This window comes from Microcoleus sp. w2-18bC1, from assembly GCF_036700365.1.
Classification (GTDB): Bacteria; Cyanobacteriota; Cyanobacteriia; order Cyanobacteriales; family Microcoleaceae; genus Microcoleus.
In genome coordinates this window covers 136,549-148,933 of record NZ_JAUBOS010000005.1, presented here as the reverse complement: position 1 = coordinate 148,933, position 12,385 = coordinate 136,549, and the positions used below count along the sequence as shown (strand labels likewise).

Sequence of the window (12,385 nt, the reverse complement as noted above, 5' to 3'; positions counted from 1 at the left end):
TAACAGAAGGCATTCGGTACTTATCCAGAAAACAGAAGGTGAAAATACCCAAGGCGGCAAGAAAAGAGAAGGTGAAAACACTGATATGTTGAACTTTTTTTCTTCTCCTCCTTCCATCCGGTTCATCAACCCTTTTAAATTGACAAGCTAATGCAAGAACCCTGAGCAGTTTTGCTTACTTCAATTCTGGCTTGAAAAGCTTCTTTCAGGTGCGGCATATGGGTAACGGTGAGGATGCAGGCGAAGTCGGAGGCGATCGCATTAATTGCAGCAATCAGCCGATCGCACCCTTCAGCATCCTGAGTCCCAAATCCCTCATCAATAATCAACATTTGTAAAGCCGTGCCCGCCCGCTGAGACAGCAATCTCGCCAGCGCCAGCCGAATCGCAAAATTAATCCGAAAAGCTTCACCGCCAGAGTAAGTTTCGTAGGCGCGAGTACCGCGAGCATCAGCAATTAAAATGTCTAAAGTGTCAATCAATTTAGTTGCTTTTTTAGAAGCAGCAGCCCGCTGAGTAATAAATTGAACGTGCAATTGATTCGCGCTCAATCTCGACAATATCTGATTGGTTTCAGCTTCGAGTTGAGGCAAAACATTTTCAATCATTAAAGCTTGAATGCCGTTTTTACCAAAGGCTTGACCCAACTCTTGATAAACTCGCTGCTGGCGTTTGGCAACTTGCATTTGCTCTTTTTGAGCTACTAGCTGAACTTGCAGATTTTCCAGATTTTGCTGCTGCTGCTGGAGGCGTCCGAGACTTCCCAAATGTTGGTCTAGCTGCTGGCGGCGGCGACTGATTTGCTGTTCGATCGCACTTATGCGAGCTGTGGGATCGGGATGTTCTTGCAATTGCTGGTTCATCGCGGCAGTTTGAGCGCTGACAACTTGCAAATCTTGATCGCGTACTGCGATGGAATTTGCTATTTCATTAACCCGCTGCTGCACTTGGGGGTACTGCACAGTTGCCGATCGCAATTTTTCGGCGCGGGCGATCCAAAACTGCGATCGGCGCATTTCGCTCCGCACGTGTTCGTGCTGTTCCAAATTATAGCCAATTTCAGCAATGTATCTATCTAAAGATAGAATTTGCTGCTGTATTTCCGAGCTGTTTTTTTGCTGTTCTAACTGTTGCTGTACGGTGGCTAATTGAGTTTGCAAATCCGGGCGGCGGGCATTAATTTTATTCAGTTTCTGCTGAGCGTCTTTGATTTGAGCTTGCTTAATTTCCGCCCACCGCAAGCGCTTTTCATCGCTGCGGGCGAGGGAGTGGCTGCGATCGCTGTAATTGAGCTGTTGCAGTTGTTGTTCGATTTGCTGGAGTTCGCCCAAATCCTCCGCTGCATACTCGCCGGTGCGTAGCAACCGCTCGATTTCTGCAGCGTCTTGACGCATACTTTGCAGTCGGTTTTCATCTTGGCCCAGGCTATCTAATTGTGCTTGTAAATGACTGCGGCGTTCCCGCAATTCTTGGTAGGGCGCTAATTCCTCTTCAAGTTCGCGGTATTCATGTCTGAGAACTTGAATTTCGCGCTCAGAGACGGCCAACTGTTCGCGCACAACCCACAGTTGGTTCCAGATTTCCTGCTGTTGGGTGTGGTGTTTTGTGACTACCAAATTCCAGTAGTGTTCGTCTAAAGGTCGATCGCACAAAGGACAATTGCCAAAATTTGCATCCCGCACCATTAAATGCGAATTCGATGGCTCGTTTTCTGCAAAATTCGAGGCTTTACCTTCGCCTGCGGTTGTTTCTCCTTCATGTTTCCGCAGCAGTTGGAGTTTTTGGTCGATCTCGGCGAGTCGGGTTTGATAGTCGCGACTTTTGGCTTGCAAGTTTCCGAGAAAGTCGTGCCTTTCTTGACCTTTTTCGCGGACTCGCTGCTGATAAACTCGCTTGTTTTCCAACTGCAAAATTTGATTGGCGATAGCCGAGATTTCCTGCTGTAATTGCGGCTGTCGCTGCTGCTGCTGAACTTGCACCTGTCGGTTAATTTCCTCTAAGCGGGCCGTTAAACCAGCGCGGGCGCGATCGAGCTTTTGTTGCTTTTGCTGCTGCTGTTGTAGCAGTGGCGAAACTTGCAGTTGCAGTTGCTCTAGTTCATTGAGGCGCGATCGAACTGCTTGCAACTGTGCGAGTCCTTTGTCAACCTCCGGCTGCTGTTTGAGAATCTCCAGAACATCTTTTTCATCTTGTTCTAAAACCTCTAATTGAGCTTGCAACTGCTGAATTTTACTTTGCAAAAAGTTCAGTTCTTGCCGTTGCTGTTCTTGCAATTGCTGACGCTGATTTTGGGCTTGTTGATTAACCTTAAATTTTCCCGCCAGACTTTCTTCTGTGGCTTGCAAGCTGTGGAAATACGCGATGCCGGCTGTTATTTCATTTTCTTGTCCAAGGAGGGCTTGCAGCTCATTTTTCTGCTGTTTTGCTGCGCTGAGTTCTTGCTGCAAGCGGCGGCATTCTTGAGAGATATTGTAGTGTTGTTGCTGGTAGCCTGCGAGGAGTTCTTTCCAACTTTGGCGGTTGTGGTGCTGGAGTTGCAGTTGCTGTAACTCGTTTGTGTCGGCTTGCTGCTGCTGCTGAAGCAAATCGGTTGCTTGCTGCAATTGAGTTTGTTCGGAGGCGAGAGCTTCTTTTTGTTGCAGTTGCTCTTGTACGGTTAGCAAACTCTGTTTGAGCACTTCGACTTGAGCTTTAAATTGTTTGGAGGTATCCTTGGCTTGTTCGGATAAAGTGTCGTAGGAGTCGAGTTTGAGTAGGTTGGCTAAAACTTGTTTGCGTTCGATCGGCTTTTTGAGCATAAATTCATCAGCTCGCCCCTGCCGCAAATACGCCGAGTTGATGAAAGTATCGTAATCAAGTTTGATGTGTTCGAGGATTTTTTGCTGAGTGGTTCTCAGCCCCTTGTCTGTGAGCGTGCGAAAATTAAGTTTTTCCTCACTCTCGGCAGAATTCAAGCTGACTTGAAATTCCAAACTTCCCGATTGTCCGCGCCGACGGTTGCGAATCACCCGGTAGATTTGGCCGCCGGTGGAGAAAGTGAAATCAACGCGCACATCAGTTTCGCCGATATGGATGATATCGTCTTCCGTATCGCTGCGGCAACAGCCCCAAAGTGCCCAGGATATGGCTTCTAAGAGGGAGGATTTGCCAGCACCGTTAGGCCCGCAAATGCAAGCGGTGTGCAGGCCGCGAAAGTCTAAAGCAGCTTCGCGATAGCTGAGAAAATTTTTGAGTGTAAGTTGTATAGGAATCATTTAGGCCATCGCGCCATACAATCTATCTATAAATAACACTATTTGTACGCTGTTGCCTAGTTATTCAATCTAGATCCAGAACAATTGTCAGTGCTTCTGCAATTTCTTCCATAATTGTCTCGGACAAGGTTCCGAGTTGTCGGACAAATCTTTGTTGGGAGACGGAACGGACTTGAAAAGTATCGGCGGCGGAGAGTTTCGCCAAGCCATTTTCTGATGTCGGATCGAGCTGCACCATCCAATCAAGCGGGGAAAAAAGATCGTTCCATGCTGTAATTGGAACAATTACTTTGAGGCGCAAATTTCCCACTTCATCATCGCTGACAACCACAACAGGTCTAGTTTTGCCGATTTCATCTCCCACCGTTGGATCTAGTCTGACGAGCCACACTTCGCCCTTACGCATTAGTTTCTACCCCTGCGCTCAGGTATTCTTCCTCTGAATCGAAATACGGTTCGCTGTCGGGCGACCACAAATCGTGCAGCGGCCCTCCTGGTTCATACAAAGGAACTGCTGCTTCTGCTGCGGCTCTGAGTCTCCGTTTTCTCTCAACTTTGCGCTGGGCTTTTTCTTCTATTTCTTCGCGCATCATCCGCGAAGCTGTTTCGATAATTTCTAGGCGTTCTTCTGCTGTCAGATTTTTGAGTGCTGCTAAGATTTCTGTTTTGGTCACGGTTTTTTCGGGTGGTTGGTGAGAAAGTACGATCGCACCATCATTATATCTTTCACAAAAATCAATCTCGGCGCTCTCTGCTTATGGCGTACCCTACCTTGATCGCATAGGCAGATTTTCCATCATCAAAAAGGGTTGACTGTATTCCTACAGCCAACCCCGCGCCTATTTATTTATTTGTCCTGGGTTTGCTCAAACAGCAACACTACCGGGCAATATTCGGAAACGTATAGCCGACACCGACTAACAATCCCACGTCAGCTCCGTCAACAAAACCAATATTCAATCCCGCTGTTGCTGTTAAATTTCTCGTCAGCGGCACATCTACACCCCCCGAAATCAGGAAGCCAAAATTACCGTCATCTCCGGTAGTAACTATCACGCCAGCACCTGCATAGGGAGCAGCACTAATCACAAAATCCTCGCTGACTTCGACGGTCTCTTGAGATACAAAATCGAAGGTAACGGGAACTAGAAGAGTTAAGTTGTCGCGCAACAAAACAGTCGGTCTCACCGACAAATTGTTCGTCAAACCGATTTTGCTAATAATCGCAAATGAACCGTCGCCTAAGGCTGAATCTCCGCCAAAACCTACATTGCCGCCAATGCCGATGTAGCTGGGTCCAGAACGGGTAGCTCGGCCTGGTCGGATTTGAGTTCCTTGAGCTACTTTTTCAGTTGGTTCCGAGACAGTTGCCGGTTTTTCAGCAACTTTGGGTTGGTTTGTCAAAGCTGAGGCGGAAGTGCTGACAGGATTGCTCAACAATTCTTGTGCTGTTTGGACTTCTTTTTCTTCCTTCGTTGCTGTTACTTCAAGATTATTGCTTTGGGCAACAATTGAGCTAGGTCGATCGCTCTTTTTGGCAGTCTCGACTGTTGACTCAACTTTGACACCATTGTCAGCAATTTTAGCGGTTTCTTCCGACTTTTGGGTCTCAGCAGCAATGGAGGTATTTGGCGCTGTTTCTGTCTCAGCAATTTCAGATGTTGCTGCTTCCGATTTTTCGGGTGCAGCAATAGATACTTGCAAGTTGGCGGCCGGTTCAGAGGCTGCTGGCTCTGCCGCTTCTGTTAGTTCGCTCCAACTGATTGAATCAATTTTTTTATTACTAGACGTTGTTTCTGCGTCGGGTTTAACTGCTGAAGTTGCCGCAGGCTCAGAAGTTTGGTCAATATTTTGAGCTGCGATTGTTGCAGTTGTAGCGACATCGGGCAAGTTGCCAGTTTCAGCTTTCGCTGACATGGTACTGCAACAAACAGCTAAAGCTGCAAGATTTATTAACGCAAAAGTAGACTTGGAAAATAGACTATTCATAGCAACTCCTCAATGAAGGGTGTGTTAAAAGTGTAAGTGTTTGAGGGAGAACGTCGAGAGCTTTGGGAAAAAAAGACACAAATATGAGTTGTGTTGTTCCTAGATTGCCATTTTACCGTTGAATAGTCAACTCTCAAGCTGATTAGATTCAAGAACGGACGGTGGGTTTAGAGGCTAATTTTAATTTACCGATCGATCGGCAAAAAATCAATCCTAGGGATGATTCCATCCTTAATCCTGTTTAATTGATGGGTCGATCGCGCGTCTCGCTTGCATTCTACAATACTGTACTTGGGGGCGCTGCACTTGCAGCCACGCCGGAAAAACCCGGTTTTTGAGGGCGCACGGAGTCGAAACCAAGAGACAACAAGCTTTCAAAACAGTCTTGGCAGCCCCGCCGTCCAAAGCAAGTGCAGTTAATACAACGCGATCGGCTGCTGCACAGTCCCTGACAATTAATGTAGAATAATACCACCGATCCGAGAAATATTTGTGGCTCGATCGTGTCAAAATTACTGAATTTTATGAAAATTGTGTAAAATTTAGTCTTCTATTTGTAAAGTTTAGCCTTCGCTTTCGCTCAGGGTCTGACCATCTAACAACTGCACGCAACTAAACAAGTAAAAAAATACAAAGTATCTCATCTCAACCTGACTTTATGAGCAAAGTTCTAGTGATATTAGGCGAATTGAGCGATCGCGACATCGATTGGATGCTCGCCAACGGCACCCGCACCCAAGTCCTCCCCGGCACAACCCTGATCACCGAAGGTAAGCCCTTAGACGCCCTGTACATAGTTCTGGAGGGAACTTTGAGCGTTTCTGTATCATCTTTGGGCGACAAAGAAATTGGAAAAATTATTTCCGGGGAAGTGTTAGGGGAAATGTCTTTTGTAGACGGGAGGCTTCCTTCTGCTAGCGTCACGGCAATTGAAGAGTGCCTCATCCTGTCAATTCCCCGGCGACTGCTAACTGAAAAACTCGAGCAAGACGTGCTTTTTTCCCTGCGGTTTTATCGGGCGATTACCAAATTTCTGTCGTCCAGACTGCGGGGTACAGTCAAACGCTTCGGCGATGATAGTGATGGTTTAATATATGAAGATCCCGACGGCGAGGACGGCATCCCGCAAAATGTCGAAAATCCAGATTTGGCGGCATCGAGATTTCAATGGCTGTTGGAGCGTTTGAAGGGGAGTTGAAGGAAGAGGGAAGAAGGAAGAGGGAAGAGGGAAGAAGAGAAAAGAACACCTCTTTTCAATTTCCAATTTCCAATTTCCAATTTCCAATTTCCAATTTCCAATTTCCAATTTCCAATTTCCAATTTCCAATTTCCAATTACAATTAGAAAACATATTTTTCAGCGACGCGCCAATAGCGAGAAAAACGCTTCAAATCAATGTAACCATCGTAGCGGACAAAGGGTTCGGGTGGCAAAACTTCTACTGGGTGCGATCGCTTAATTTCCCGGCAAATATCCTGAAATCGAGGACTGGGACTTTCGGTAGTTACCACTTGATTAGCGCCGGATTCGATCGCAAAAGCGATAACTTCTGCAGCCACATCGCCCCGCCGAATAACTACTGGCAACTCCAGCAAACATTCGTAAATAAACACCATTCGTTTGAGACTCAACTGCCATTCATCAATGAGCGCATCATCCCAAACCCAGATTGCCGGTGCCTGTGGGTGCGCTTGAAAAGCCGGGCCTTCAGGACTCAAACAGTCGCCGTGCAGCCAAATAATCGGATTGTTCATAAATTGGTAATTGTTGACGGTTGACTGTTGACTGTTGACTGTTGACTGTTGACTGTTGACTGTTGATAACTAATGACTAATGACTAATGACTAATGACTAATGACTACTGACAACTAACTTTTTAATTTCTGCTACCTTTTTTAGAGCCTTGCCAACTTTTAGAACCGCCGCTACGATCGACCTTTTCTCCATTAGGAAACAACTGCCCTTCCAAATATTCGTAAGTTCCCTCAAAATCGCATTGCCCATACAGAGGACAATCGCGACAATAAACCGCCTTAGTGTAACGCTCCAAATTTTCCCGATTAAAAAAATAAGGTTTGTGACTAAAAGTGCTTGCTACCCACTGCCAAGAAAGATTATTGCTCGCCGGATCTCCATCTAGCAAATGTTGCAAAAACCAGCGAGCTCCGGCTTGCCAACGCACGCGGCGCCAGTGTACGAGATAAGCGGCAGTCCACATCCGCTGGTGATTGTGCAAATAACCAGTTTCTCGCAACTCGCGGCTGAAACTGTCGATGCAAACCAAACCAGTCGTGCCCTCGACGACATCCTGTGGCAGAGTTTCGCTGTAATCTTTAGCAGTGTAACCAGTTTTGTAGGGTTCCCGGTCTTGCCAAATGCCCTTGCCCAATTCGGCGTACAGTCGCTGCCAATAATCCCGCCAACCCAACTCGTTGACGAGTTTTACGGCCTCTTCTGGATGCCGCACCTTCTCCAGTACGGCATCCCGGACTTCCGCAAGACTCAAAACTCCGTAGCGCAAATAGGGCGACAAGCGCGTTACCGCACCGTTGAGGAAATTGCGGGTTGAGGCGTATTTGCCGGGGTCAATTTGTTGCAGGGCTGTCTCGGCTGCTTTCCGCCCGCCTGGGGTTGGGGGTACGCTGCTGTCCCGGCCGGCGGCTTCGGGGAACTGTTCACGCACGTAGGCAATTAATTCGTCGCGGCTGGCAAATTCCCGCTTCATCTCCTGACTCATGGTTTTCTCAAGCGCCTGCTATTGTTTCTTAATCTTAAAGCTATGCGATCGGGCGTGCGGGTCGATCGCCCTAAATTGCTTTTCACTCCTGCTAACTCACATCTTGCACCCTTGTCAGTAACAGGCTTTCCGGCCTGTTCATAAAAGGCTAATTGAGAATGGTGCAATATAGCGGTTCTCAACCGTGATGAGGTATGGGGCCGAGTCCTATGCCCTATGCCCTATGCCCTATGCCCACCTCATGTTACTGGGAAAGGCTATATCTTCAGTGGTAACGTACAGTTTGCCCCAGCCGCAATCGATCGTCGGATCGCAGCCAAAATTAGCATCAAAGTTCAGTACACTCAGGGATAGATATAATACCAAAATCCTATGGAAACTTTTCCGGCGCACGCTAAAACGATCGCCAGCTTAACTAACGGACAGCAGCAAGGTACAAAACAACTGGAAAACAGCGAAGTTGAAGAGTTCGATCGAGCCATGATGCGCCGCTGCATAGAATTGGCTCGCCGTGCTCTCGGCAAAACCGCACCCAACCCCCTTGTCGGTTCTGTAATTGTCCGAGACGGCAAGATTGTCGGCGAAGGGTTTCATCCCGGTGCCGGTCAACCTCACGCCGAAGTTTTTGCGCTCCGGGAAGCGGGGGAACTCGCCGCAGGAGCGACTGTCTACGTGAACCTGGAACCCTGCAACCACTACGGCCGGACTCCTCCGTGTTCCGAAGCTTTAGTTAAGGCCAAGGTGGCAAAAGTAGTGGCTGGCATGGTCGATCCGAATCCTTTGGTAGCTGGAAGTGGGCTAGCCCGGTTGCGAGAGGCTGGCATTGAAGTGGTGGCGGGAGTGGAAGGGGAAGCTTGCCAGAAACTCAACGAGGCTTTTGTGCACCGGATTTTGTACCGTCGGCCTTTTGGAATTTTGAAATATGCAATGACTTTGGACGGTAAAATTGCTACCAGTAGCGGCCACAGCGCTTGGGTGACAGGCGAGGAGGCTCGGAGCGAGGTACACCGGGTGCGCGTCGGCTGCGATGCTGTGATTGTTGGGGGAAATACGGTGCGTCTGGACAATCCCCTACTGACGAGTCACAAGCCTGATAGGAATAATCCTTTGCGGGTGGTGATGAGCCGCACTTTGGATTTGCCGAAGTCGGCTTGGTTGTGGGAAACCTCTGTGGCGGCTACTTTGGTGCTGACTGAGCCTGGGGTTAACCCGGAATTTCAGGAATTTTTGATCGCCAAAGGGGTGGAAGTTGTGGAGCTCTCGCCTCTGACACCGACTAATGTTATGGCTTATTTGTACGATCGATCTTTTCTTTCTGTACTCTGGGAGTGCGGTGGCACTTTAGCCGCGAGGGCAATTGCTGAGGGTGCAGTTCAAAAAATTATGGCTTTTATTGCTCCTAAAATTGTCGGTGGTAAAGGTGCTCCAACTCCTGTAGGAGATTTGGGCTTTTCCGCAATGACTGATGCTTTGACTTTAGAGCGGGTTTCTTGGCGCACAGTTGGTGCAGATTGTGTGGTAGAAGGCTATTTAAAAGTTAAAGATTGAAAGTTAAAAGCGAGTCTTTTGAGTTTTTGATTTTTAACTTTTAACTCCTTTTATGGTTGCAATTCTGATTTGGAGTTTGATGATTGGCAGTCTCGGCTTGGAGGCTGCGCTTGTGGGTTTTTTGGTGAACCACGAGCAATTGGATGCGGGGCAAAAATGCGATGAGGAGGAGGAAGTTTTGACTCGGTACGAATCTCAAGAAGATAATTTTAATGCGCCTGAAAATGCGCGATCCAATAGCAATCCCAAGTCTGAACCCAATTCTGTTGATTTGACGGTTTGGGAGTACAAGATTGTGCGGGCTAGCAACGATTTGTTCCGCAATCCTGCGATTTTTCACAAGCTATGCCAGGAAGAGGCGGAAGTTGGCTGGATTTTGCTCGAAAAGCTAGACGACAGGCGGGTGCGGTTCAAACGTCCGATCGCGCTGCGGGATGCCCCGATGCCTAATTTACCCATGTTTGACCCTTACCGCACTCATTACGGCCCGATCTCGAATGCGATGACTTGGGCTGCGACGATCGTGTTTATGAGTGCGATCGTGCTTCCTGCTATTTTGGGCTATGCTTTGGTGTCTACTACTCTAAGCAGAAGTCGCTCTAATTGGCCTCCGACACCTGTTCAATCTTTGCCCTCTCCCAGGGGGTAATAAAGTACGAATTAAGACTTGGGTAGTTGGTGATATCATGTTAGTAATTAGTCCTGTTATTTTTAGCACTAAATTACAAAATCAGGAACTTTCACCAACAGGTTAGCAATATGACAGTAGAATTGAAAAATCGGGCGCGAGCGCTTCTCCAGATAGCCCTCAACAACAAACAAGCTGACTTTCGAGACGGACAGTGGGAAGCGATCGCCTCTTTAATCGAAGAGCGATCGAAACTGCTGGTGGTACAGCGCACTGGTTGGGGTAAAAGCTTAGTCTATTTTTTAGCAACTCGGCTGCTGCGAGATAGAGGAGCAGGCCCCACACTCCTTATTTCACCTCTACTCGCTCTCATGCGAAACCAAATTGCGGCAGCCGATCGAATTGGCATTAAAGCAGCAACAATTAACTCCAGCAATACAGAGGAATGGCAACTCGTAAAAACTCAGTTGCTAGCAGGACAAATAGATGTTCTCCTAATTTCCCCCGAAAGACTTGCCAATGAAGAATTTACCCAGGATATACTGTTACCAATTTCTCTGAACATTGGGTTATTTGTCGTCGATGAAGCCCACTGCATTTCCGACTGGGGACATGATTTTCGACCAGATTATCGCCGAATTGTCCGAATTTTACAAGCTCTTCCTCAAAACATACCTGTTTTAGCCACAACCGCTACAGCTAACAACCGAGTGGTTAACGATATCATCGAGCAATTAAGTGCAAATCTCCGCGTAATCAGAGGAAACTTAATTAGAGAAAGCTTGCAACTCCAAAATATCGCTCTGGGAAGTTCAGCAGCAAGAATGGCATGGTTAGCAGAACAGTTGCCCAACTTACCGGGAAGCGGCATCATTTACACCCTAACTGTCAGAGATGCCGAACGGGTTACGGACTGGTTAACCATTCAAGGAATTGATGCTAAAGCCTACCACAGCAAGCTGGAAAATCTAGAGAAAGAAGCCTTAGAAGACCAACTTCTCAACAACGAAATTAAAGCGTTAGTTGCAACTGTAGCTTTAGGAATGGGTTTTGACAAACCCGATTTAGGATTCGTCATTCATTACCAACGTCCTGGTTCCGTTGTTCATTATTATCAACAAGTAGGGCGAGCAGGTAGAGCCGTAAAACAAGCATATGGCATTCTTTTAAGTGGCGATGAAGATGACGAAATTACCCACTATTTTATCAGAACAGCTTTTCCTCCACAAGCCCATACGCAGGAAGTTTTAATCGCGCTTAACCAAGCCGATAATGGCTTATCTGTTCCCCAGTTAGAGCAACAAATAAATTTTTCTAAAGGTAAAATTGAGAAGGTTTTAAAACTGCTATCTCTTGAATCACCAGCCCCGGTGAGCAAGCAAAATTCCAAGTGGTATGCTACCCCTATTAACTATCAGCCAGACAGTGATAAAATCGAACGTTTGACGCAAATTCGTCGCCAAGAACAAGACCAAATGCGAGAATACATGGGCGAAAAAAAGCAATGCCTCATGGCTTTTCTCGCAAAAGAATTAGATGACCCCAATCCAACTAAGTGTGGCAAATGTGCTGTATGTTTGGGTGAATCTTTACTGCCAGAAACCCCTTCTCTGGAAATTGTAAATCAAGCAATTCAGTACCTACGGCGGTGCGATATAATTATCGAACCCCGCAAACAATGGCCTTCAAAAGCATTTCTAATTTACCGTTATTCGGGAAATATTCAACCTAATTTAAGAGCCGAAGCCGGAAGAGCTCTGTCTTTATGGGGTGACGCAGGTTGGGGAGAATTAGTTAAACTAGGTAAGTATCGGGATAATAATTTTAATGATGCACTGGTTGAGGGGGCTTTTGAAATGATTCAGCGCTGGCAACCTCAACCATTTCCAACTTGGGTGACTTGCGTACCTTCTTTAAATCGTCCCGACTTAGTACCGAATTTTGCTCAAAAGCTGGCCGCTCGATTAAATTTGCCTTTTAAGCCAGTCATTCGGAAAATTAACCCAACACAACCTCAAAAAGAGATGAATAATAGTTATCAGCAAGCTCATAATTTGGATGGTGCATTTGCGATAGACACTTGGGAAGGAATCAAAGGAACAGTTTTCTTAGTTGACGATATGGTAGATTCCCGGTGGACTTTTACAGTCATTGCTGCACTTTTACGTCAAGCTGGTAGCGGGCCAGTTTTTCCTCTAGCATTATCCCTCAACTCTCTCGCCGATTAGA

11 protein-coding genes are annotated in these 12,385 nt (G+C 47.0%); 4 read left to right on the top strand and 7 right to left on the bottom strand.

Translation table 11 applies throughout. The annotated features are described in order from the left end of the window. Positions 1 to 134: 134 nt before the first annotated feature. The 5 genes from QT979_RS05610 to QT979_RS05590 form a co-directional block, all read right to left on the bottom strand. Complete coding sequence (locus QT979_RS05610; RefSeq protein ID WP_333308569.1) at positions 135 to 3,254, bottom strand: AAA family ATPase; 3,120 nt, start codon at positions 3,252 to 3,254, stop codon at positions 135 to 137. Between the two features lie 64 nt (positions 3,255 to 3,318). After that, positions 3,319 to 3,660, bottom strand: a complete 342-nt coding sequence (locus QT979_RS05605) for a type II toxin-antitoxin system PemK/MazF family toxin (RefSeq protein ID WP_333103909.1) — start codon at positions 3,658 to 3,660, stop codon at positions 3,319 to 3,321. After that, positions 3,653 to 3,928, bottom strand: coding sequence for a hypothetical protein (locus QT979_RS05600; protein WP_333236574.1), 276 nt, complete (start codon positions 3,926 to 3,928; stop codon positions 3,653 to 3,655). Before QT979_RS05600 ends, QT979_RS05605 begins: the two co-directional genes overlap by 8 nt. A 205-nt stretch (positions 3,929 to 4,133) precedes the next feature. Continuing rightward, positions 4,134 to 5,243, bottom strand: coding sequence for a hypothetical protein (locus QT979_RS05595; protein ID WP_333308567.1), 1,110 nt, complete (start codon positions 5,241 to 5,243; stop codon positions 4,134 to 4,136). A gap of 231 nt (positions 5,244 to 5,474) precedes the next feature. Further along, positions 5,475 to 5,753 (bottom strand): hypothetical protein, encoded by a 279-nt coding sequence (locus QT979_RS05590; RefSeq protein WP_333210986.1) that lies wholly within the window; start codon positions 5,751 to 5,753, stop codon positions 5,475 to 5,477. Positions 5,754 to 5,901: 148 nt separating this feature from the next. Here QT979_RS05590 and QT979_RS05585 point away from each other — a divergent pair, with 148 nt between their 5' ends. Then, positions 5,902 to 6,441, top strand: coding sequence for a cyclic nucleotide-binding domain-containing protein (locus QT979_RS05585; protein WP_333103913.1), 540 nt, complete (start codon positions 5,902 to 5,904; stop codon positions 6,439 to 6,441). 142 nt (positions 6,442 to 6,583) lie between these two features. Here the strand turns inward: QT979_RS05585 and QT979_RS05580 are convergent, their stop codons facing one another. Continuing rightward, positions 6,584 to 6,997, bottom strand: a complete 414-nt coding sequence (locus tag QT979_RS05580) for a hypothetical protein (RefSeq protein WP_333103914.1) — start codon at positions 6,995 to 6,997, stop codon at positions 6,584 to 6,586. 122 nt (positions 6,998 to 7,119) lie between these two features. Beyond that, positions 7,120 to 7,980, bottom strand: coding sequence for an FAD-binding domain-containing protein (locus QT979_RS05575; RefSeq protein WP_333308564.1), 861 nt, complete (start codon positions 7,978 to 7,980; stop codon positions 7,120 to 7,122). Positions 7,981 to 8,352: 372 nt separating this feature from the next. On the opposite strand from QT979_RS05575, the gene ribD reads away from it, so the two are divergent. The 3 genes from ribD to QT979_RS05560 all read left to right on the top strand — a co-directional run bounded on the left by ribD (position 8,353) and on the right by QT979_RS05560 (position 12,384). Next, complete coding sequence (gene ribD, locus QT979_RS05570; protein WP_333210993.1) at positions 8,353 to 9,528, top strand: bifunctional diaminohydroxyphosphoribosylaminopyrimidine deaminase/5-amino-6-(5-phosphoribosylamino)uracil reductase RibD; 1,176 nt, start codon at positions 8,353 to 8,355, stop codon at positions 9,526 to 9,528. Positions 9,529 to 9,580: 52 nt separating this feature from the next. After that, complete coding sequence (locus QT979_RS05565; protein ID WP_333308563.1) at positions 9,581 to 10,177, top strand: hypothetical protein; 597 nt, start codon at positions 9,581 to 9,583, stop codon at positions 10,175 to 10,177. A gap of 110 nt (positions 10,178 to 10,287) precedes the next feature. Further along, a complete protein-coding gene (locus QT979_RS05560; RefSeq protein ID WP_333308561.1) occupies positions 10,288 to 12,384 on the top strand; it encodes a RecQ family ATP-dependent DNA helicase in 2,097 nt (698 codons plus the stop codon). Position 12,385 lies beyond the last annotated feature (1 nt).